At 51.3% G+C, this 22,461-nt stretch carries 20 protein-coding genes, 1 tRNA gene and 1 pseudogene; 13 read left to right on the forward strand and 9 right to left on the reverse strand.

Annotation, left to right across the window (positions count from 1 at the left end; translation table 11 throughout):
- Window positions 1–137: 137 nt before the first annotated feature.
- The 3 genes from C7B82_RS32210 (at window position 138) to C7B82_RS10770 (ending at window position 1,288) form a co-directional block, all read left to right on the forward strand.
- Window positions 138–293: a hypothetical protein gene (locus C7B82_RS32210; RefSeq protein WP_181357445.1), complete on the forward strand. Its 156-nt coding sequence runs from the start codon at window positions 138–140 to the stop codon at window positions 291–293.
- A gap of 142 nt (window positions 294–435) precedes the next feature.
- Window positions 436–792, forward strand: coding sequence for a phage holin family protein (locus C7B82_RS10765; RefSeq protein WP_106256298.1), 357 nt, complete (start codon window positions 436–438; stop codon window positions 790–792).
- A gap of 253 nt (window positions 793–1,045) precedes the next feature.
- The gene (locus tag C7B82_RS10770) at window positions 1,046–1,288 is read left to right on the forward strand and encodes a lipopolysaccharide assembly protein LapA domain-containing protein (RefSeq protein ID WP_106256311.1); all 243 of its coding nucleotides are present in this window, start codon (window positions 1,046–1,048) and stop codon (window positions 1,286–1,288) included.
- A gap of 31 nt (window positions 1,289–1,319) precedes the next feature.
- Here C7B82_RS10770 and C7B82_RS10775 read toward each other — a convergent pair whose 3' ends face one another.
- From C7B82_RS10775 to C7B82_RS10785, 3 genes are all read right to left on the reverse strand, one after another.
- Window positions 1,320–2,465 (reverse strand): helix-turn-helix domain-containing protein, encoded by a 1,146-nt coding sequence (locus tag C7B82_RS10775; RefSeq protein WP_106256299.1) that lies wholly within the window; start codon window positions 2,463–2,465, stop codon window positions 1,320–1,322.
- Window positions 2,466–2,636: 171 nt separating this feature from the next.
- Window positions 2,637–3,791: a hypothetical protein gene (locus C7B82_RS34235; RefSeq protein ID WP_281258956.1), complete on the reverse strand. Its 1,155-nt coding sequence runs from the start codon at window positions 3,789–3,791 to the stop codon at window positions 2,637–2,639.
- 133 nt (window positions 3,792–3,924) lie between these two features.
- Complete coding sequence (locus C7B82_RS10785) at window positions 3,925–4,596, reverse strand: Npun_F0813 family protein (protein ID WP_106256312.1); 672 nt, start codon at window positions 4,594–4,596, stop codon at window positions 3,925–3,927.
- 576 nt (window positions 4,597–5,172) lie between these two features.
- Between C7B82_RS10785 and C7B82_RS10790 the strand changes: the two genes are divergently transcribed.
- The 4 genes and pseudogenes from C7B82_RS10790 (at window position 5,173) to C7B82_RS10805 (ending at window position 8,586) form a co-directional block, all read left to right on the forward strand.
- A tRNA-Arg gene (locus C7B82_RS10790) sits at window positions 5,173–5,245 on the forward strand.
- Window positions 5,246–5,283: 38 nt separating this feature from the next.
- Window positions 5,284–5,727, forward strand: coding sequence for a photosystem II protein PsbQ (psbQ, locus tag C7B82_RS10795; protein ID WP_106256301.1), 444 nt, complete (start codon window positions 5,284–5,286; stop codon window positions 5,725–5,727).
- 27 nt (window positions 5,728–5,754) lie between these two features.
- Window positions 5,755–6,873, forward strand: a complete 1,119-nt coding sequence (locus C7B82_RS10800; protein ID WP_106256302.1) for an NAD(P)/FAD-dependent oxidoreductase — start codon at window positions 5,755–5,757, stop codon at window positions 6,871–6,873.
- Between the two features lie 91 nt (window positions 6,874–6,964).
- Window positions 6,965–8,586, forward strand: a pseudogene (locus tag C7B82_RS10805) (IS1634 family transposase).
- Window positions 8,587–8,716: 130 nt separating this feature from the next.
- Here the strand turns inward: C7B82_RS10805 and C7B82_RS10810 are convergent.
- The gene (locus C7B82_RS10810) at window positions 8,717–11,215 is read right to left on the reverse strand and encodes a penicillin-binding protein 1C (RefSeq protein ID WP_106256313.1); all 2,499 of its coding nucleotides are present in this window, start codon (window positions 11,213–11,215) and stop codon (window positions 8,717–8,719) included.
- 231 nt (window positions 11,216–11,446) lie between these two features.
- Here C7B82_RS10810 and C7B82_RS10815 point away from each other — a divergent pair, with 231 nt between their 5' ends.
- Entirely contained in the window at window positions 11,447–12,052 is a 606-nt protein-coding gene (locus C7B82_RS10815; RefSeq protein ID WP_219904261.1) for a pilus assembly FimT family protein, read from the forward strand.
- A gap of 69 nt (window positions 12,053–12,121) precedes the next feature.
- Here the strand turns inward: C7B82_RS10815 and glgB are convergent, their stop codons facing one another.
- Together glgB and C7B82_RS10825 are read right to left on the reverse strand one after the other, a co-directional pair.
- Window positions 12,122–14,422, reverse strand: a complete 2,301-nt coding sequence (glgB, locus tag C7B82_RS10820) for a 1,4-alpha-glucan branching enzyme (RefSeq protein ID WP_106256303.1) — start codon at window positions 14,420–14,422, stop codon at window positions 12,122–12,124.
- A gap of 473 nt (window positions 14,423–14,895) precedes the next feature.
- A complete protein-coding gene (locus tag C7B82_RS10825; protein WP_219904263.1) occupies window positions 14,896–15,195 on the reverse strand; it encodes a 30S ribosomal protein PSRP-3 in 300 nt (99 codons plus the stop codon).
- A gap of 180 nt (window positions 15,196–15,375) precedes the next feature.
- Between C7B82_RS10825 and C7B82_RS10830 the strand changes: the two genes are divergently transcribed.
- The gene (locus tag C7B82_RS10830; RefSeq protein WP_106256305.1) at window positions 15,376–16,254 is read left to right on the forward strand and encodes a TIGR01548 family HAD-type hydrolase; all 879 of its coding nucleotides are present in this window, start codon (window positions 15,376–15,378) and stop codon (window positions 16,252–16,254) included.
- 72 nt (window positions 16,255–16,326) lie between these two features.
- Here C7B82_RS10830 and C7B82_RS10835 read toward each other — a convergent pair whose 3' ends face one another.
- Genes C7B82_RS10835 through ruvB form a run of 3 tightly spaced genes read right to left on the reverse strand, consistent with a single transcriptional unit; the run spans window position 16,327 to window position 19,287 of the window.
- Window positions 16,327–17,226: a tetratricopeptide repeat protein gene (locus C7B82_RS10835; RefSeq protein ID WP_106256306.1), complete on the reverse strand. Its 900-nt coding sequence runs from the start codon at window positions 17,224–17,226 to the stop codon at window positions 16,327–16,329.
- 50 nt (window positions 17,227–17,276) lie between these two features.
- Window positions 17,277–18,107: a methyltransferase domain-containing protein gene (locus C7B82_RS10840; protein ID WP_219904265.1), complete on the reverse strand. Its 831-nt coding sequence runs from the start codon at window positions 18,105–18,107 to the stop codon at window positions 17,277–17,279.
- A gap of 58 nt (window positions 18,108–18,165) precedes the next feature.
- Window positions 18,166–19,287, reverse strand: coding sequence for a Holliday junction branch migration DNA helicase RuvB (gene ruvB, locus C7B82_RS10845; RefSeq protein WP_106256307.1), 1,122 nt, complete (start codon window positions 19,285–19,287; stop codon window positions 18,166–18,168).
- A gap of 189 nt (window positions 19,288–19,476) precedes the next feature.
- Between ruvB and C7B82_RS10850 the strand changes: the two genes are divergently transcribed.
- The 4 genes from C7B82_RS10850 to C7B82_RS34240 all read left to right on the forward strand — a co-directional run bounded on the left by C7B82_RS10850 (window position 19,477) and on the right by C7B82_RS34240 (window position 22,397).
- Window positions 19,477–20,058 (forward strand): hypothetical protein, encoded by a 582-nt coding sequence (locus tag C7B82_RS10850; protein ID WP_106256308.1) that lies wholly within the window; start codon window positions 19,477–19,479, stop codon window positions 20,056–20,058.
- A gap of 362 nt (window positions 20,059–20,420) precedes the next feature.
- Complete coding sequence (locus C7B82_RS10855) at window positions 20,421–21,296, forward strand: ABC transporter permease (protein ID WP_106256309.1); 876 nt, start codon at window positions 20,421–20,423, stop codon at window positions 21,294–21,296.
- On the forward strand, window positions 21,297–22,061 hold the full coding sequence (locus C7B82_RS10860; RefSeq protein WP_106256310.1) for an ABC transporter ATP-binding protein: 765 nt from the start codon (window positions 21,297–21,299) through the stop codon (window positions 22,059–22,061).
- A 204-nt stretch (window positions 22,062–22,265) separates the two neighbouring features.
- A complete protein-coding gene (locus C7B82_RS34240) occupies window positions 22,266–22,397 on the forward strand; it encodes a hypothetical protein (protein ID WP_281258957.1) in 132 nt (43 codons plus the stop codon).
- Window positions 22,398–22,461 lie beyond the last annotated feature (64 nt).

Genomic DNA, 22,461 nt, shown 5'->3' on the forward strand with positions numbered 1-22,461 from the left:
AACGCTTGTGCCTTACTTTTTGCAAGAACATAAGAATATTCTAGAAGCTTGGGTAAATTCTTTGCCAGAAATCTCCTTAAAGCAGGAACGTTTAACTGAACGTTGGCAACGATTGACTCAATCATGGAGCGGTGGCCGTGACAAAAGCCCGTGAAGTTCCCAATTGGGAACAGCTTTATCAAGAAAAGCCCGTAGAATCGATGCCCTGGTTCAATCCCGACCTGGATGGGCTAGCGAAAGAGGTTTCTATAACGGGCGATCGTTCCATGCAGCGATCAGTGCAAGATGATTAATACTAGAGTGTGATCCAGACACCTGATTTAACTCTGACGGTTGGCTGGTTTAATGCGGTGACTCTTATGAATACATGGGCTAATGTCTCCTTTCGGACAAGCGCCTCACGATGCTTCTCAAAAAATCTTCTGACTAAGATCAATGCTGCACTTTATTTTGACTTGGCTGGCAACAGCCCTATCGCTGGTGATTACGGCTCATTTTGTGCCGGGCTTCAAGATTGATAGCTTCACTGCTGCGCTCATTGGGGCAGTTATTTTGGGCGTGGTGAATGCGATCGTTCGACCCATTTTGACGCTACTCACGCTCCCATTGACCATTGTGACGCTGGGCTTATTTTTGTTTGTTGTGAATGCGTTCACGTTCTGGTTGGTTGCTGCGATTACCCCAGGCTTTCATCTGGCAGGCTTTTTGACAGCGTTGATTGGGGCGATCGTCTTAACGATTGTTTCCAGCATCGTTTCGCTGTTGGTCAGGGCGATTGATCCGACGGCATGAAGCACGTCACTAGGTTAAGCCTTGTGCAACTAGCCGATCGTTTGTAGCGGCTGGGAGATTAATTTTGCGATCGCGGCAACATTTTCCGGATTGGCTCAAGTTCGCGGTGTTGTAACCCCTATGAAGCACTCATAGGTAACAGACCCATCAGCACTGCTGGTGGGTTTTTTGTGCTTTATCAGCGATGCGGGTCATTAGTTTTGAGCAAAGCTGTAAGAATAGAGGTGATGCTCTCTCGCTCTCCAATTTCTCCATGAAAGCTCTCGCCATTCTTTTAACTGCTCTTCTCGTTGCTGCCTGGATAAGCGCGATCGCCATTCTAGCGATCCAGAACTTCAGCCCTGTTTCGCTACGGTTTTTGGGCTTTCAGTCGATCGAGATGCCAGTGGGGTTAGTGCTGGCGTTTAGCGTGGCACTGGGCACTTTAGGCACTGCGATCGCCCAACCACTGTTAGGCTTATCGAGCTTTCAGCGAGAAGACGACGAAGATTACTAACAAGTGAGGGCTGATGAGCTAAAACCCTTCCTTACAAGGCATAGACCTGCCCGTCAATCAGCAAGCGTGTGATGCCTTTTGCCTGAAGGTGAGATGACGTTTTTTGGAGTACCTGTGCGTCAGGGAGCTTGATCACACGCTGCGTCCGGGGATTTGAGTAGCGTTTAGCAACACGATGATTGTCGAAAACGGGCAGCGTTTTTGACAAAATCTCGGCTTCTGGAATTTGACCGAGATCACCGAATTCTTTCAAAGGTCGGGCGATTAACTCAGCGGAGCGATCGACCACCAGATAACAAGTGCGGGGTAAAGACGCCTCTGCTAACGGCAGTACCTGCACTAACGCCTTGCCAGCAATTCGCCCGCCAGCGAACAGTGCGCCGTTCTCCAGGTCGTCGTCTAGGTCATCGTCGTCTAGCTCGTCATCATCGAGGTCATCGTCGTCCAGGTCATCGTCATCATCGTCCAGCTCATCCGCTAGATCGGCTTCGTCCTGCAACAAGTCTTCGCCCATGACGATCCCTTCAGCCGCGCCTGCTGTCAGAAGCTCGTCGTATAGGGGCTCAGCATCGATGTCGCTGATGTCCTCTACAGGCAAAGCGGTGTCATCACGATCGGCGATCGGCGATCGGTCTGCCTCTAGCGATTTGATCTTCACTGTCGGTGGCGCAAATGGGGGTGGCGCAACTGTCGGTGGCGCAATAATGGGGGTGAAAGGCATTGGTGCAGGCGGTGTCGAAGAGCGCTTACGAAGTCGACGTCCATTTGCTGTCAGCGCTGACGGCAACGTCTCTTCTAGGGGAGCAGTAACAGAGAGCGATTCTTGTATAGAATCCCCAATGGCTTCGGCAACAGTAGCCTCTGTAGCGAACGACTCTTCAAGGTCGCCGCGCTTTTCGTTAGCATCTACTACGCTTTCAAAGCCTGCTACCTCAGCATCCACTATCCCAGGGTCGACATCTAAAAGAGAGGGCGTCTCGCTAGACGTACGGTTGCCACGTTTTGTCTGAATCAGCGCGTCGTACTCTGCTTCAGAGAAACTAGTTTTGAGAATGCGGCTGATAGTACTGTTGCTCACCCCATAGCGACTAGCCAGGGTTGACGTTGTCTCACCTGGTTGCCGATAGAGTTGGAGGATTTCTTGTTTATCAGACTCGGACAGTTTTCGAGAGGTCATGCTTTAGGCTGCGGAGAGAACAAGCCACTTGCTTCATTCTATGCTGAAGCGCTCTCGATCGAGAGCCGATTGCTCAATCAGAACGAAAGTCGGCACATCATGCAGAATGGCTGCTCGGTTAATGGGGTGATCAGGCCTGGGCGATCGCGACGTTGGATGACGACCATCGCTTTAGGACGATGCACGTCTACGTCCACCGGTTCGGCTGCGGGCACGACTCGATAAATCGTACTCTAGCGCTGCACCAATGCCAAATAGTACGCCACTAAACACCCAAAACACTTCTAAGAAACCACCACTTTGATAATTGGTTAAGTGTGTTGTCGTGTACTTAAACCAAATGTCAGCAATGTAAAGCGAAAACGCAGCGGCGGCGATCATCCGCCAGGATTGGGCAAATCGCCCTCCCCAGAAGGCCAACAGTAGCGTTGTAGCGATAATCAACAGCAACACATCGCAGACGATGTAGTAACCATTCACGTAGGGCTTGAATGGCTTTAACGTTTCTTCTAAAGCAAGAACCCACTCTGGCGGTGGCGCTTTTTGTTCAGCCGCAGAAACAGGCGCATTTTGATTCCCAGGTGCCGCCTGTGGTGACATTTTCTCCACAGCAGCAGGAGCCGGCACGGCGATGGGTGGTGCAGACGGTGAAGCGGCTGGCGTTGCTGGCGTTGCTTTTACGCTTGGAGTGGCTTTGGGACTAGCTTTAGAAGCCGCTGGTTTTGCCGTAGGCTTTGCAGTTGGTTTGGCGGTGGGCTTTGTTGCAGGTGCTGTTTGGGCTGCCACCGGTTGCACTAACAAGGATTGCTCGATACTGCCAGACACTGGCGATGAAACAAACCACGCAATCACAATGCTGATTGCTGCAATCACGGCGACAACTCCCCACTGCCAGAGTTCCAGGTTAAGCCGTCTGGAAGCAACTGCCAGAAGAATACCGACGATGAGAAAAATGTAGGTAAGGATATAGAAGAAGTCTCCGGGAGAGACATCAGCTTCTTGTCCTAAAATCGTTTCCCAATAGAAAAAAAGCAAATTGCCCAGGAAGTAGAACAACATGCCTGACCCAATGCAGAGCCAGACGTTACGACCACTGACAATCTGGGGGCTGCGCCAGTTTCTAAAGCAGAACCAGGCGGCCGCAAAGTAAGCGATTTCTTCGAATGCTGTGGTACCGATCGAATACCAGAGTGGACGCTCTTGACCAGGCAGAGGCACGCTGAAGAGGAGAAAGAACAGAAGCGCCAGGACGGCCCAGACAATTTCAGCCAGGACGATCGTCTGTACCGATGGGAACGACTTAGGAGAAGTAGATGATTTGTCCAAGGAACTGCCTACCAAATTTCAAAAAGGATGTGAATAAGGTGTTAGACAGGTGGCTAACAAACGCGCCTGCAGCAAGACTCGCATCGTAATCGAAAGTGACGGCGATGAAACAACGCGTGAACATTTCTTCAAGCTAATGCCACATCTTGCCCAGGGGCGATTGGTTGAGCCAGGCCTGAAAGACTGTCCGATCATTACTTGAGAGATCTTGCAGCGTATCGATCGCCCGTTCTGCAAACGTAGTATTCCCAAAATAAGCTTTCCCTAAGCGATGCAGTTCTTGTAACAGCGTATTCAGGTGGTGCTCTTGCCAGGGTGGAATTTGTGCTGCATCAAGGGGATCAACCGTCAGCAGATATTTAATTGCTTCGGGTGAGTCTGCCTGGGGAAACCGCCACTGTTTAAAGACTTCAGAAATGTCCTTTTGAAAGAGACCAGCTTGCCGATGGCCCAACAAATCTTCGATATCGATATAAACTCCCTGTAGCATGAGCAGGCAGGCTCTGATGTAAATAGGTGTTGCCGTTGCCTCTCCACCGCCAGCATCTGTATCCACCGCCAGTTGCTCTAGACGAATCTTGCCCCAGACGCTGTAGCGTTCCGGTTCCTCTAGTAGCACACAGGCTTTGCCCTGGTTGTCCGTCAGATCGCGCCAGAATGTCTTGGCATCTTCCTCCTGGCTCGCATTGAAGATACTCAGCAAGCGAAAGGTTTGCCCCTGATAGGTAAGAATCGGGATTTGCTGATCCCGCTTTGGGTGCTGGACACTCGTAATCTCAACATCCTGCCTTTTCAGAATAAACATGACGCTGCCAATTAACTCCTGTCGGGGCTGGGCGTTTGGGCGGGATTCGATCGCATAATCTCGCCAGTGAGTCAAGGAAATCGCTCAATCGCTATCAACTATTACAGTCAGCCTTAGTGATTTTCTGAAGCAAAAAACTGCCTAAAGTTCAGACGGTGATCAAAACAAGCTAAAACACACCATACCTTAATCAATTCCCCTTTTCGGGCTGCTAGTTTACATCGCCTCCAAGGTTAGGGACTTTTTTGAATCCCAAACTCATTGAACCCCAAACTCATTCAACCCCAAACTTATTGAACACTGACATCCGCTAGACGTTTGTGACTAAATTTGTAGGGACTTTAATAAGGTTAGAGGGAGTGACTCTTTGGTAAGCCTACAGCCTGATGTAGGCTTTAGCACCGTTAGCCCTCCGCTTGGCAACGATCGTGCAGATAGAGCAAGAGTAGCGCAGAAAACAAAAGTTGATCATGGTTTGGATCCAGCTCATGCAACCGCTGCGGTCGATCGCCAAAGTTCAGGGTGAGCTCAAGACTTCTTGGTTTATGCTGGTTTTATAGTATGTATTGAGCACCAGGACCCTTAGCTCAGTGGATAGAGCAACCGCCTTCTAAGCGGTCGGTCACAGGTTCAAATCCTGTAGGGTCCGCTATACGCTTTGTTGACCTTGTTGAATCGGAATGAATCATGGTTAAGTATCGGTCTGCTATTGCGTTTATTTTGATGCTGATCGCGGTCACGTTAGTGAGTTTTAGCGGCGTGGCGGAAGCAAAAACGCTTTCTTATACCACTACACAGGTTGAGGAAATTCAGACCTATACAGCAGAGGTTGTTGAGCTACGCGATCGCTTGCCTGAGCTGGCAACGCTGGTTGAGAAGCAGAACTGGACGTTTGTACGTAACTTCATTCACGGACCGCTGGGAGAACTGCGGACCAAGATGGCCTACATTTCGCGCAGCCTGCTTCCGGGTGATCAGGTCAAAGCCCGCGATCGTGCCAAAGACACCTTCAAAAATTTGGTGGCGATCGACGCTGCCGCCGAGAAGGGTGATTACAAAGCTGCCGTTCGTAGCCTTGATAAAGCAATTAAAGGGCTGGACTCGTTTCTGGAACTCGTGCCTCAAGGTTAGAGCGGATACTTAGCTTCCTCAATACTCATGACTAACGTTGTCATTGTCGGCTGTGGCATTGTCGGAGCCGCGATCGCGTATGAATTGAGCCACATTGAGGGGCTTGACATCACGGTTGTCGATCGCCAGCAGCCAGCTCAAGCGGCGACCGGTGCAGCGCTGGGTGTTTTGATGGGAGCCATTAGCCAGAAAACGAAAGGCAATAACCTGCGGATGCGACTAACGGGAATCGAACGTTACAATGCCTGGATTCCTCAATTAGAAGCGCTGACGGGTCAAACAATCTTGTTCAATCAGCAAGGCATACTACGCCTTTGCTTTGAAGGCGAAACGCTGGATAGCTGGCAGCATCTGGTAGAAGTGCGGCGATCGCAGGGTTTGCGGCTAGAGATTCTCGATCGCGATCAGCTCGCTGTCAGCTATCCTCAACTCAATTTAGAGCGGGTGACGGCTGCGGTTTATTCGCCAGACGACCGTCAGGTTGACCCAACAGCGCTGACTCAAGCCCTGGTGATGGCGGCGGCACAACAGGGTGTGACGTTTCAGTTTGATACGGCTGTTATTGGAGTGGAAGAACCGTGCGATTGCTCTGACCAACCATCAGAAGCTGCTTTGCAGCAGTGTCAGCAGGTTCAGACGACGCATGGATCGTTGACGGCTGATTGGCTGGTCATTGCCGCAGGTTTGGGATCAACGCCTCTCACTGACATGCTTCAGCGATCGGTTGATATCCGACCTGTTTTAGGGCAAGCCGTGCATGTGCGCTTGCAGAAGCCATTGGGAACGCCGGAGTTGCAGCCTGTGATCACTGGCGAGGATGTCCACGTTATTCCATTGGGTGGAGGGGATTACTGGGTCGGTGCAACGGTAGAATTTCCTGCTGCGGGGTCGATTCCTAGTGCCGACTCAGAGGCTCTCAATCAGGTCATGAAGCAGGCGATCGCGTTTTGTCCGGTTTTGGCAGAAGCGACGATCGTCCGTCACTGGTCTGGCTTGCGTCCTCGTCCTGAAGGTCGTCCCGCTCCAATTGTCGAGCGGCTCCCTGGCTATCGCAATGTGCTGCTGGCAACGGGACATTACCGCAACGGCGTACTGCTAGCACCTGCTACAGCAGAAAAAATTCGACAACTGATCGACGCGGTTTGAGAGCTTTACCGCCGACATTCCGCCCTTGAATTGTCACATTGAGAATATAGCAGCAGCATTCTCTTAAGGCTTGGAGGAGAGGAGGTGCAGTATGAACGACGCATTGATTGTACAGAACCTGGATCATTTAGGCATCGTCGCTGGCTTGGTAGATGCGTTAGAGATTGTGGAGCAGGTCAATCAGCACTTGGGGGAAGACTCACGCGAGCAGGTGAGTCCAGGAGTGGTGTGAAAGCCATGATTTTGAATGGCTTAGGGATGGTCTCGGCTCCGTTGTACCTGTTTGAGCAATTTTTTGTGGGTAAAGCAACGGCACACTTGCTCGGGGAAGGTGTAGTGCCAGAGCATCTCAATGACGACCGATTGGGACGAGTCCTCGACGCTTTGTACTTGGGCGGCTTAAGCCCATTGTTTGCGACCATTTGCATGGTGGCAGCGCGCAAATTTGGCATCGAGCGCCAGAGTGCCCATTTCGATTCGACTTCCCTTGCCGTGGAGGGAGAGTATTTATCGGCAACTCCCGTGGTGGAAGGGACTGCCCCGGTGCCGATTACCATCACCTATGGCTATTCACGAGACCGGCGACCTGACCTGAAACAGTTTGTGCTGAACCTGGTGTGTTGGAACGATGGTGATCTACCGGCGTTTCTCGAGCTAGCCGATGGCAACCAGTCGGATAAAGCCCGCTTTGCTGGGTTGATGCAAGCGTTTAAGGCTCAGTGGCACTTTGAGGGGTTGTATGTAGCCGATGCTGCCCTCTACAGCGAAGCTAATCTGCAAGAGTTATCCGGGTTACGGTGGCTGACTCGAGTACCATTAACGCTCAACACGGCTTCCGAGCTAGTCAACCAGGTCTCAGAGTCGGCGTTTGAGCGCACTCAACTGGAAGGCTATCGGATAGCGACGGTTTGCTGCGACTATGGCGGTGTCAGGCAACAATGGTTTGTGGTCGAAAGCCAGGAACGGAAACGGTCTGACCTCAAGCAGTTAGAGAAGACGATAGCCAAGGCAGCCGCCCATGGGCAAGCGCAATTGCGACGATTATGTGCGCAAACATTTGCTTGCGAAGCCGATGCTTTGGCGGCACTGAAAAAGTTTGAGCAGACCTTACCGTGGCATCAACTGGAAGCAATCGGTGTCCAGCAGACGTTGCACTATGAGAAACCGGGTAAGCCGAAACGGGATACACCGCCCAGTCGAATTACCTACCACCCCCACGCATCGTTAACACCCAAGGCGGGCGTTGTCGCCCTCCACCAGCAACGAGCCGGACGCTTCATTCTGGCCACGAATGGGGTGGAAGACGCAGACCAATTAAGCCCACAGCAGGCCCTGGAAGAATATAAGGCGCAACAGGGTAACGAGCGAGGCTTTCGGTTTCTCAAAGACCCTTTGTTCTTTGCTTCGAGCGTTTTCCTCAAAGCCCCAGAGCGGATTATGGCACTCGCGATGGTCATGGGCTTATGTTTGTTGGTGTACAACTTAGGGCAGCGTCAACTCCGCCAAGCCCTCCAACAAGCAGACCAAACCTTGCCCAACCAACTGGGCAAAGCGACGCAACGCCCGACCCTACGCTGGCTGTTTCAGTGTTTCATGGCGGTTCACTATGTGGTGCTCGACGGCATGCAGCAGGTCATCAATCTCACCGACGATCGCCGTCGGATTCTCCAGTTCTTTGGCTCCACCTGTCGGCAGTACTACTTGCTGTGTTGAAGCCGACAGTTACTTTACGCCGGGAACGCTCAAAGCTTTGCGAGTCGCACTGGTAGAACCAGTGGCTTACCTCAGAGGTTGAGTTAATTCGGAGTGTGCCAGTGGAAAGGGCGGAATGTGGGTTACCGCCTTACTGAGCGATCGAAAAGCCCTTACGAGTGGATCGGCGTTCTGCCACCTGTACCTCAAACGTAACCCGATCGCTCACATCGCCACGTTTCACTTCCAGCGTCCAGTTACCCGGCTTGGGTCTCCAGAAAACGGAGTCTGGGGTTGGGGTTGTGAGTGTTTGTCCGTTCAGTCGCCACTTTGTCGTTTGGGTTGATGAGTTCGCCAGCCTGAACTGAAGCTGCTGAGCCGAGTCAGGACTGGCTCCGGCCTCCAGCAAGAAAACATCGCCATTACGGGGAGAGAGAATTCTCAACTCGCCTGCTGTCGGTGTAAGCGGCTGCATTGCTAACCATTCGTTGTATTCGGGCGGCAGTTTGAGGCGATATTCGCGATTTCCCTTACTGCCCACCACTGCCTGGTAGAACGGATCAGGCTGGCGATCGTACTCGCTTAGATCGCCTAGAGCGAAATACTCCTGCACTACTGATGGGCAGCCAGGCGTAGGACGGGCACCGGATAAGGCGCAGATTGGACGTTTGACCAATCCCATAGGCGGCGGAAAGGCGATCGGCTCCCGGTGCTCATGAAGATGCAGCATGATGCGATTCCACAACGGAGCCGCACCCGTTACTCCTGAGACCTGCTGCATCGGTTGCCCGTCGAAATTACCAACCCAGACAGCAACGGTGTAATCCGTGCTGAAGCCAACTGTCCAGGTATCGCGGAAATCAGAGGAGGTACCGGTTTTAACAGCGGTCGGAAACGGCAGGCTCAACAGTGAATTTACCCCAAACGCTTTAGCACGGGCATGAGCGTCGCTGAGCATATCGGTGATGAGTGACGAGGTAGAGGAAGAGGTGAGGGGAGAGAGGGGTAAAGAGAGTTTTGAGTTTTGTTCGCGAAGCGTTCCCGAAGGGAATATTCTGAATTTTGGATTGGTTTCAACGGCTGACTCCTGACTTCTGACTCCTGACTTCTGACTTCTGACGTCGTTCGACTGAGCGCTCACGCCGAAGTCTACTTCCTCACCCCTCTCTCCTCTCTCCTCTCTCCTCACCCCGATCGCCTCGCCCCGATTCGCCAGCGCGAGATATGCCCTTGCCAACTCCCACAGGCTGACTTCACCGCCGCCAAGCGCCAGTCCTAAGCCATAGTAATCAGGAGTTTGGGTCAGATGCGTGAAACCGAGTTGGTGCAGGCGATCGAGAAACGCCTTGACGCTGACTTTCTCCAGCACTCTCACAGCTGGCACATTCAAAGAATTTGCCAGTGCTACCCGTACTCGTACAGGACCCTGGAATGTTTCGCTGTAATCTGAGGGCGTGTAGAGTTTGGCCCCAGGAATGGCGTAGCGAGTGGGTACATCTGCCAGGACGGTGTTGGGACGTATGACTTGCTGCTCTAAGGCAAGTTCGTAAAGGAATGGTTTGAGCGTGGAACCTGGCTGGCGTAGAGCCTGCACACCATCATTTCGTCCGCTTTGGGCATCGGCAAAGTAATTGGGCGATCCTACATATGCCAATACGTCGCCAGAGTGGTTATCCAGCACTAAAGCGGCTGCATGGTGTACGTTATGAGGTGCTAAGGCTTGAATGACCTGCTGTACCTGGGCTTCCACAAACTGCTGTAAGGGGCGATCGAGCGTCGTCTGCACTGCAGCGGGATGAGACGATCGCTGATCAGCCAGCCAAAAGAGGAAATGTGGCGCTGCTATAATGCCCTGCTGTCGAGGCTGGAGCGATAGTGCTTCTTGAAAGGCGCGATCGGCTGCGGCACGACTCAGGTAGCGATCTTGAACCATGCGATCGAGCACATAGGTTTGTCGCCTCTTCAAGGCTTGCCAGCGATCATAGGGATTGAGGCGAGTGGGATCATTGGGCAGTCCTGCCAAGAGACTTGCTTGAGCAACGTTGAGATCACTTGCAGGAATGCCGAAATAGATGCGAGCGGCAGCTTCAATGCCATAGACATTACCGCCCATCGGCAGGCGGTTGATGTATGCCTGGAGAATCTCATCTTTGTTCATACCAGCCGTCAGTCGCCAGGATGTCCAGATTTCCTTCACCTTCCCTGGCAATTTGCGGGGCGATGGCTCTAGCATCCGGGCCAGCTGCATCGTAATTGTAGAGGCACCGCTGACCAACTGACGCGCTTGTACCGCTTCTAAGAACGCCCGGACGATCGCCCGTCCATCCAGCGCCCCATGCTGATAAAAGCGCCCGTCTTCGGCTGCAATAATCGCGTGCTTGAAGGCTGTCGAGACCTGATCTAGCGGCACCGTAACGGTATGTTCCTGGTCACGAGTCAAAACGGTTCCCAGTGGTAAGCCGTTGCGATCGGTAAAGGCGATTGCCTGTTGTTCCTGTACTAGAGCGGCTGCGTGAATCGGAGCCAGGTAGGGGAGCGATCGCACCACCAGGCAGATGATCACCAGCGTGAGGCCGATACTCCAGGGCGATCGCCTATACCGTCGCCAGATTGCGGATCGCCGTTTTGCCAAGGTTCTCAATGTCCTCATCAGTAGATTCCGTTTGAGCTTAATCCCCTGATGCATAGCCAATCCTTTTGCCAGTGCTGGCTTGTGTGATGCGGCAAGAGCGCTATCGGACAGCGCTACCTACCTCAAGCGACTACACCGCCCCGCTCTGCTGATCCGGCAAACCTTCGCTGAAGTCGTTAGCATCTCAAAGGCTCTGGGCAATCTGAAAGAGACAAATAATCATCCTTCCAATCATCAGAGTGCTCTATCATGCATCACCAGATCAAGGGCAACCAGACTAAGAATGGTTACGCTACAAGCGATCGTCTTCAACGTTCACTTATCTCTCACTGGTACGCTGTCAAACGGTTGCACACGGCTGGCTTTACGCTACTTGAAACTCTGATCATCGTAGCAATCATGGGCATCTTGTTCGCTCTTATGGTTCCTGGATGGACGTCGTTTACAACTGCGCAACGCCTTAACGGAGGGCAGGAGCAGGTCTTACTGGTGATGCAAGACGCTCAGAGTCGTGCCAAGCAAAGTCGCGTGATTTGGCAAGCCAGCTTCCAAAATCCCGACGGTGTGGTTCAGTGGGCAATTCACCCAGCAGGCACCACACCTGCAACGTCCCTTTGGAGCAGCCTTGACGCAGCCATCCAAATGGATGCAGAAACAACCTTGCAGCAGTCGGGCCTTGTCCGCCGAGTACAGTTTGACCATGAGGGGCATGTTAACGGTCAGCTTGGACGACTAACCTTATCAGGCAAAATAGGTGGCAAACTCAAGCGCTGCGTTATCGTCTCTACCTTGCTGGGCGTCATTCGCACAGGGAGAGAGCGTACAGCAATGCAAGACGGCAAGTACTGCTATTAGGACAAGAACCATTACAAATGGCTGCCAACAAAGGCTTTCTTCTTGTAATGGTTCGCTATCAATTTATTTTCATTCCTGTTCAGTGATGCCCTGCAGTGCCTTTGCTGTCTTGGGTCGATCGAGCTTCAAGATCAATGTGCCCAATGGTGGCAGACAGAGATCGATCGAGTAGGGCTGGTTGTGATAGGCCCATTCCTCTGTCCATTTGCCACCCAAATTGCCCATGTTGCTGCCGCCATATTCGCGCGAATCACTGTTAAGCAATTCTGTGTAGAAGCCACGCTCTGGCACACCAACACGGTAATGCGAATGGGGCTGAGGTGTAAAATTGCAGACGGTAACGACAAACTCATCTGACTCCTTGGCTCGCCGGATGAACGAAACTACGCTATGGCGATTATCACTACAGTCAATCCATTCGAACCCTTCCTGCCCAAAGTCCTGGCTATACAGCGCAGGCTCGCTGCGATAAAGCTGGTTCAACACCGACAAAAAGTTTTTCAGTTTTTGGTGCGGCTCATATTGAAGCAGATGCCATTCTAAATCACCCCATACATTCCACTCGCTCCACTGCCCAAACTCCATGCTCATGAACAGCGTTTTTTTACCAGGGTGGGTAAACATATAAGCGTAAAGACAGCGCAAGTTAGCAAACTTTTGCCACTCATCGCCCGGAATTTTCCCTAGCATGTTGCTCTTGCCGTGCACAATCTCATCATGCGAGAGCGCCAGCATAAAGTTTTCGCTATGGTTATACCAAATGCTGAACGTAATATTGTTTTGATGAAACTGACGGAACCACGGGTCCATGTGGAAATAGTCCAGCATGTCGTGCATCCAGCCCATATTCCATTTCAGGTTGAAACCCAGACCACCCACGTAGGTAGGCCAGGATACCATCGGCCAGGACGTTGACTCTTCAGCAATGGAGAGAACCCCAGGAAAGTAGCTAAAGAGAACGTGATTCATCTGGCGAATGAAATCTGCCGCCTCAATGTTCTCCCTGCCACCATATTGGTTAGCCACCCATTCACCGGGTTCGCGGCAGTAGTCGAGGTAAAGCATGGATGCGACGGCATCGACGCGAATACCATCAATGTGGTACTTATCAAACCAGAAGAGCGCGTTTGCAACCAGATAATTCCGTACCTCGTTGCGGGCATAGTTGAATACGAGCGTGCCCCATTCCTTGTGTTCGCCTTTGCGAGAGTCAGCGTGTTCGTAAAGATGGGTGCCATCAAAGAAGGCTAAGCCATGTCCATCCTTGGGAAAGTGTCCGGGAACCCAATCCACAATGACACCAATACCATTGGCATGGCATTGGTCAACAAAATACATGAAGTCTTGGGGGGTGCCATACCGTGAGGTACACGCATAGTGACCTACAACCTGATAGCCCCAGGAACCGTCAAAGGGATGCTCAGCAACGGGCAAGAGCTCAATGTGAGTAAAGCCCAAGTCTTTCACATAAGGAATCAGTTTGGCGGCGAGCTCACGATACGTCAAAAAGCGCGCTCCGGGCTTGAGTTCGGAGACAACGACTACAGGTTCTTGTTCACCATTGGGCAACAGAGCGGGTTCACTGGAAGCGGCGTGTAACCAGGAGCCGAGATGGCACTCGTAAACCGAGATGGGTTTAGTCAGTGGCTCAGTATGGCGGCGTTGCGCCATCCACTCATCGTCCTTCCAGGTGTAGGTGTCTAAGTTAGTGACGATCGAAGCTGTTTTAGGCCGCGGTTCCTGCTGAAAACCATAAGGATCTGACTTTTCGTAGATATGGCCATCCTGATTCTTGATTTCGTACTTATAGCTCTCGCCGACGCCCACTTCAGGAATAAACAAATCCCAGATGCCATTGCCAATCTTCCGCATCTGGTGCTTACGGCCATCCCAGTTGTTGAAGTCACCGAGAACAGATGCATTGCGTGCATTTGGTGCCCAAACGGCAAAGTAAACCCCGCTGACCCCGTTCATCTCAGTGAGATGAGCACCCATCTTTTCGTAAATCCGATGGTGATTACCTTCAGCGAAAAGATGCACATCAAAATCGGTCAGATAGGGAGAGCGGAAGGCGTATGGATCATAGATAAAACGCTCATGCTCACCTTCCTTCAAGCGGAACTGGTAGTTGGTCAGCTCAGGGATATCGATCGTGCATTCAAAAAAGTGAGGATGGTGGGTTGATTGCATCAGGTATTCTGCCCGTTGCTCTGGCACCACGACCCAAACCGTATCGGCATCCGGCTGATACGCGCGCACTACCCAGGCTGGCCGCCCATCTTTCTCTATGGCATGGGGGCCCAGCACTTCAAACGGATCATGATGCTGATTCCAAACAATCCGCTCTACCTGATCGGGGGTAATGGTCATGAAACTACCTGCCTAAGCAAAATTATCAAATCGCAAAGAAATTTAAACAATGCGTGTTAACTGTAGTAAACCGTAGCAAATTGTGACCAAAGTCTCAAATGATTGATATATGTACGTGATTTTCCGTAGTCACACACAGCAATCGTGCTTGAGATTCGACGGAAGGGGTGGAATGCCTTCCAGAGAGCAGCGATCTCCGATCCTTTAAAGCCGCCTGCTGAGCTATCTTGACGACAACTATAGCGATCAATCAGCCATAAATCGGTTTTATGCAGCGAACCCCCACGGATAGGCGTGCCAGTTAACTTAATTCTGGTAAAAACATAAATACAAAACACGCCCTAACTCTATCACTTACAAGTCAGGGCGGTCGGGTCACTTGACAAGCTCTCACGCTTGTTCAACGTTTGTATACGATGGCATGATACCGGAAAATGATTTGCGCGACAACAGAGGATGCGATCGCCAGCTTGTTAGGCGCTACCTGTAAAGGTGACCTCTGGAAATTTCGCCTGAGCTTCTGCCATGGGTCGCCGCTTGCCTTCCTCTTGCCAATAATTGATGACTTCAGTGGCTTGATTAAGCAACTCAACTCGATCAACTTCAGAGATCCAGTGTTTCGCTTCCATCTCAGCTTTCAGCTGTTCCCACGCGTCATTGCGTGGCCAAAAGAAATAGGAGGTTAAAGGACTAGTTCCTTTACCTACCACCTGATCGACGGCTAATGCAACATTTTCATCTAGCCAGAGAACCTTCAAAATAAACTTCGACAACCCAACCTCCAGCATGTCCCAAACTTTATTGATTAGCCTTGCAGTGATGCAATCACTCCGCAGTTTATCATTCTATCTCACTGTCGGATGGATCGCCAGAGTAGTCGTTTGGCGTCACGAAAGACGCTGGAATTGGGTGTAGGGTATAGAGTGTAAGGGTTTTCGTCATTTGTGATTCGTATGAAGTCAGCTGCACAAGTAGAGCAGGCAGGCGTTTTATGTGTCAATGAGGGTTTAGACGCGATCGTCATTTTTGATATTGATGGGGTGATCCGGGATGTGAGTGGATCGTATCGACGCGCGTTGGCAGATACTGTAGAACAGTTTACTGATGGAGCGTACCGCCCTTCTCCGTGGGATATTGACGCGCTCAAAGCAGAAGGCCTCTGGAATAATGACTGGGAAGCCTCACAGGAATTGCTGTACCGCTATTTTGAGGCACAGGGGCGATCGCGAGATGCCGCTGCTGAAAATGCCATCCTGCTTCATTACGATGAACTGGTTGCCTTTTTTCAATCTCGCTATCGTGGCACTGACCCCACCCATTGGACGGGCTACATTTGCCATGAACCGCTGTTGGTGCAGCCGAGCTACCTGGAGCAGTTGACGCAGGCAGGCATTCGATGGGGCTTTTTCAGCGGGGCGACAACCGGATCAGCACGTTACGTTCTAGAGCAACGTTTGGCGCTCCGATCGCCTGTTCTGGTGGCAATGGAAGATGCACCCGGCAAACCCGATCCAACTGGGTTGGTGCAAACGGTGCGCCTGCTGAGTGCCTCCGACGCTACGACTGTCTCTGCCACTGCGCCCGTAATCTATGTGGGAGATACGGTGGCAGATATGCACACGATCGTTAAAGCCCGCCAGCTTTATTCCGATCGCCATTGGTTTGCAGTTGGCGTTTTGCCACCGCATGTCCAAGAAACCGCAGCAAACAAACAAACCTACATCTCAACCCTTCAACAAGCAGGAGCGCAGGTTGTTTATGACAATGTTCAGGAGTTGACGGTAGGGGCGATCGAACGACTGGTGAAGCAGGAGAGAGGAGGAACTCTTTGAGCTAATTTGGCAGTTAACAGCTCACTTTTCTCCCACAACTAGCAACTCCTCTCGCTCTCTGCTCTTTCACTCCTACGCTTTTAGCTTCAAAAACTTCTCCATTGCAGTCACCATTTCGGGGGGCCAGCGACGGTTTTTCTGTAGCCAACTCAGATCCTTATAACGCGAGTCTAGACCAACCGCTGAGACCCACTGGCTTTCAGCTTCACCTTGCTTCCCTTTTGCCCAGAGTGCGGCTGTGAGTGCGGCTCTCATGTCAGCGAATTGGGGATACTTGCGCACCAGGTTGCGCATTTTACGAACAGCCTGATCTTGCTGACCCAACTGGTAAAGCGCTAGTGCGTAATTGGCATTAGCGAACGCATAATCACTGGTAAGCTCAGTTGCCTTTTTGTAGTCAGCCGCCGCGTCTTCCCATTGTCCCAGTCCGGCTTTGGCATTCCCACGATTGTTGAAGGCCGCCGGATCTTTAGGGTCGAGCTCTAGAACGTGGTTATAGTCAGCAATCGCGTCTTCCCATCGACCCAAGCCTTCGAGAGCTGTCCCACGATTGAGATATGGATCGGGTGCCCCTGGTGCAAGTTCGATTGCTTTGTCGTAATCAACCAGCGCACTTTGCAGTTTGTTCTGGCTGACTTTGGCATTCCCGCGATTGCTCCAGGCTGCAGCCGTTTGCGGCAGCTTCTCAATAATTTGCGTCCAATAGTCCTCAGCTGTACGAAAGTTTCCTTCATTGGTAGCTTTAAAGGCTTTGTCGGCGATCGCATCGAGCTGTTTGTACAAATCTAAAGCAGTTGGCTGTGGTGGTGCTGAGGTCTTTGCCTGCGGTGGCGTTGACATCACTGGCTGAGGAGCTGCAGGTGTCGCAGGAGCAGTCGAAGGCGTTTGCTCGGCTGCCAGCATTGAACCGGGAGCCCAAGTGAGTAGGCTAGTGAGCACTACACTCAGCAAAACAAAGAGAAACCGAATCATAGAAGACTACCCAATGAAGAGCAAAACGAGCCGGGGACGATCGTGACAGGTCAAGGATTTTTTCTCAACACGAGCACCATTTCATCTTTGTTTTTAAGGAAAAATTCGACTTCAAACGCAAGATGTAAGGTTTTTTGTAAGGTTACCAGGAGCTCTAAAATTTCGGTTTGAGTCCAAACATGGTAATGAATGCTGTAGTCCTGTTCCATGAATCGATTGGCTTCGGCTTCGATTCTAGGGTCATTTTTGCCGTCGCTATCGCAGGTATAGCCTAAAGTGGGAAACTTTGCCCATTCTAGAAAATGTTGCTTTTTGGACCACTCTGGACCTTCGTTGTAGTCCTGCAAAAGATGGCCAATGTCGGTTAGCGGACGATGAACATCGAAGTTATAGCGTTTGTCTGGTATGCCTAAGTAGAGAATACCCTCTGGCTTCAGTACCCTCAACATGCTCTGAATTGTTTTGATTGGGTTCTGGCAATGCTCAATGAAGTGGTTAGCAATCACAAAGTCTTGAGATGCTGATGGAATGCGGGTTAAATCTTCCCCGTCGTCTAGAATATCCACTTTTACCAGAGGCAATTCGCTTAACTCTGGGTAATGAGTTTTGAGGTCTGCCACTGACATGCGATCGACGTAGCGAACGTTTGCTTTGCTGGAGACGGTAAGTGGGTTATGCAGGGCTCCAATCTCGATACCGTTGCCTTTAATGTAGTAATACGCGGCAAGGTTTCTGCGATCGGAAAGGACGCTCTGGGCTGCCAAAGATAGCATAGAGACGACACCAAACACTTTCTTGACGATGCTCTTTGACTGGATGATCACACGCTTTGACGCCGTTAACTGGTGGCTTACCGCTTCAGTCGTTTCCTCTTTCCTCAAAATTTACTCTCTCGTTAAGGTTAGTCAATGAGATGGTACGTAGAGCAAGGCTTAACGTCTAAAGTACCGAAAGTTGAGTGTTGGGTGGAGTGTACCCCAGATGCTTCCATGCGGCTGCGGTTGCAATGCGACCGCGTGCAGTGCGGTTAAGATAGCCAATTTGCAGCAGGTAGGGTTCATACACTTCTTCGACCGTCTGTGCATCTTCGCCCGTTACCGCTGCCATTGTCTCTAGACCAACTGGCCCGCCTCCAAACTGTTCGATCATGACGGTCAGCAATCTGCGATCAGTCCAGTCTAAGCCACAGGGGTCAACGTTGAAGCGCTCCAGTGCTTCAGCCGCGATCGACTGATCGATGGTTCCCAGTTCTTTGACTTGCACATAGTCACGCACCCGTTTGAGCAATCGATTGGCAACGCGGGGCGTACCGCGCGCCCGTCGGGCAATTTCAGCGGCACCTTCAGGCGTCACAGCAGTGGTAAGCAGTTTTGCAGTGCGTAAGACAATTTGCGTCAACTCGTCTAGTTCGTAAAAACGCAGCCGTTGAATGAGCCCGAAGCGATCGCGCAGTGGAGACGTGAGGGCCCCGACCCGTGTGGTGGCACCCACTAACGTAAAGGGCTGCAGTTTGAGAGAACGGGTGCGGGCGCTGGAACCTTGACCGATCGTGAGATCGACCCGAAAATCCTCCATGGCTGGATACAAGAGTTCCTCGCTCACTTTGTTAAGGCGGTGGATTTCGTCAATGAAGAGGACATCACCCGGCTGTAAGTTTACTAGCAGTCCCACAATGTCTTTGGGGCGTTCTAGCGCTGGAGCACTAGTGATTTTGCAATTAACGCCCATTTCCGTTGCCAAAATCAGCGACATGGTTGTTTTGCCCAGACCTGGTGGCCCATAGAGCAACAGATGATCCAGCGTCTCTTTGCGCGCTTTCGCGGCACGGATGGCAATATCTAAGATCTCTTTCAGATCTTTCTGACCCACATACTCCGCCAGTCGCTGAGGGCGCAAACGCTCTTCCTGCTTGCCACGTTCTTCAGGTGCGGCTTCTGGCTTTAATAGGGATGCGGTTGGCTGTGTCGGAGCCGGCGCGATCGCATCCCCCAAGGGCAACGAGGCCTTTTCCTGTTGTCCATCCGACTCTGAGGGCTGTTTCTTGGAGGAAATAATTGCCATACTTTGGGAAAGCGGTCAGCGATTAGCGGTCAGCTATAAGCGGTCAGCATTCAGCAGTCAGCAGTCAGCCGTTAAAGGCTCTTAGCCAATGGCTAGTGGAACGGCAAGCGATGAACGACGAACTACAGCCAAGAAACTAATAGCTGATAGCTGAACACTTTGTTAATCATATCTAGAGAACTTCAGAAGATGGCAGTTGAGTCTAGTTTCAACGTTCCTGACGTCCCCGATACCGTTAGTTTCGCAGCGGCGATCGCGTTGACCCAAACCCTCTTAGACGGCCTTAACCAAGGTAGCGTGACTGGAGCAGCGCTTGAGTCTACGGTGCGTGCTCTAGTAGGCAGCGAGAATGGAGCACGGGGGTTTTTTGTCACGTACTTGAGCGACGATCGCCCGCTAGCAGACCAGCCAGCACGCGCTATTATCGTTGCTTTGCAAGCATCGCCAGCGATCGTCGCACCGCTTTTAGTGAAGAATCTGGTGATGTCTACGGCAATGGCAATCACGCATCGCCGCAATCAAGATGAGACGATGGCAATGGGATCGGAGCGTGTGCGATCGCGCACTGCACAGCTCATTCAACGACTTCATTTGCCGCAAGTACAGGCGGAAGCGGAGCAATTGTCACGAGCGATCGCAACGAAAACGGGCGCATATCAAACCTTTTTAGAACGTTGGGGGTACGATTCGGAGCAGCGACAGGCAATGCAACAAGCATTGGAAGAGACAGGCATTGTAGAGCGAGCATCAAGACCAGAACCGATGTCTTAGGTCGCTTTCTAACAAGCCAAAGCCCCTTAGGAGCAGGTTTGCCCGCCTTGATCACAAGGTAAACGGTCAGATGGCAGCAAGACTCTGGCAAAACCGGCTCTTAGCCCAACAGTAAATTTTTTCTTATGAAGCGCCTTCGTTCAGTCTTAGCTCAGGGAACAACGCTAACCTTAGCTCATGGAACAATGAGGTTGCTTGCGTCGTCTGTTAAGTGGCAGTGCGCAAAGGCTTCATGCCTGGTTCCCGCTTGTGACTGGAAGCATTTGGTCGTGAACGGTGTGTAAAACAGTTGACATTGGCACCGATTCCAGGGAATTTAGATCAGCAATTACAATTAGAATCTAGTTCGGTTTTACATAAACATGGCAATCTCAATTCAGAAAAACCTGTCCCGTTCTGAGGCACAGCGGTATTGGGAGTTGCTTCGTGTTTTAGTAGAGCGTAACCTGAGTGCACGCTACCGCGGTTCGGTACTGGGGGTGTTCTGGTCGCTGCTCAATCCATTGACCATGACTGGTCTTTACACGGCCATTTTTGGTGGCGTCTTCGCAACCCAATACTACGGGTCTCTGTTTGGTTATGCAATGGCTGCCTTTACAGGGCTGACGATTATCAATTTCTTTTCGGCAGCGACCTCACAAGCACTCACAAGCGTTGTGGGGAATGGTCCGTTGCTGAACAAGATACGGTTGCCTGTGAGTGTTTTTCCAGTCGCAGTCAATGCCGCAAACGTTTTTCAGTTTCTGGTCGGCCCCATGCCATTGCTGGCGATCGTTACAGTGGTCAATGTCAGGCATCATGTGTTGACGCACCTGGCAGCTCCAATGCCATTGGCAGAATTGGTGGCGACTATTGTGACTAAGAGTCTGATTAATTTAGCCATTTTTCCGCTGCCGCTGTTGGCGCTCACGCTGGTTTGCCTGGGGGCTGGGTTTCTCGTTAGTGCTTTATTTGTATTCTTTCGAGACTTGCCTTACTTCTACGAGTTGGTCATCTTTGTATTGTGGATCAGCAGTCCTGTCTTTTATCCGGCATCCATTGTGCCAGCTCATGTCAGGCCGCTCTTAGAATTGAATCCGCTCTTCCCTATTATTGAATGCACTCGTCAAATCGTGCTTTCAGGAGAACCTCCAGATGTGAGTATGCTAGTGCGAGCGTTGGTGAGCAGCGTTGTCATTTTTGGGCTGGGCTGGAGTTGCTTCAGGTGGTGGCGACCGCAATTTATGGACCTACTCTAGATGGAAGTAATTCGCCTCGATCAAGTCTCACTGTCACGACGAACTCAGGAAGAGTTCTCGTACGACTTAAAAAAAACGTTACTGTCGTTTGTGGAAGGTAAATATCGCAAGCCTGCCCGGAAGTTAGTGCTCGACGATATCAACTTGTCCGTCAAAGCCGGTGAAAAAGTTGGCATTATTGGCGCTAATGGCTCCGGCAAGTCAACCTTGCTCAAGTTGATTTCTGGTATTCTGCAACCGACTCGTGGCTCTTTGCGAGTCAAGGGGCAAATTGCGCCGCTTATTGAGCTAGGCGCAGGTTTTGATGCCGAAATGACTGTGATGTCAAATATCGTCCTTTATGGTGTGCTGCTCGGCTTTCAGCGAGCTGAAATGCTGACCAGAGCACCGAATATTCTGGAATTTGCAGAGTTGGAGGATTATTCCTCAGCCCCCGTTAAAGCCTTGTCATCAGGGATGGCAGCACGTCTGGGGTTTGCGATCGCCACGGATGTGCAGCCTGATATTTTGATTTTGGATGAAGTGCTGTCGGTTGGGGACGAGAGTTTTAAGCAGAAATGTAAGCAGCGGATGGAACAGCTATGGGACGGCAGCGCTACCGTGTTGCTGGTTTCGCACAGCATGGAGGATATTCACCGCTCGTGCGATCGTGCTATTTGGCTCGATCGCGGTCGCATTCGCTCAATGGGTTGTGCAGACGAAGTGGCAGCAGAATACCTGAGTGCTGTAGAGCGAAAACTGGACATGGGGCTACGTCACATTTAGCTCCTTTTGAGCATGCAACCTACTGTTCATAGGTGTTATGACCACTCAAAGACTATGACTCTTGAAGTCTTTGAAGGGCTGATCTCACTCCTCTGACGCTGAGTGCATAAATTTAATTGATGATTTGGACAAAAAAGAGTGTTTGCTTTGATGAGCTGTAGCGCTTAGGCTAGAGGCAAATATTCAAAGAGTGAGAAGAAATTCATGAGCGCCACTGTTACCGCTAATGAAATTAACGTCAATGAAATTGACTGGCGTCCCATTCTCAATCAGCTGCAGCGTGCAGAGGCGCAGAGTCTACCCACCTATCCTGGTGATTTAAAATTGGACTTTTGACAAAAATAAAGACGCAGACCCCTTTACCTCTGCTGTCAGCAGAAGTTGTCATGAGTGAAACGAG

Source organism: Stenomitos frigidus ULC18, assembly GCF_003003795.1.
In the GTDB taxonomy this organism is placed as follows: domain Bacteria; phylum Cyanobacteriota; class Cyanobacteriia; order Leptolyngbyales; family Leptolyngbyaceae; genus Stenomitos; species Stenomitos frigidus_A.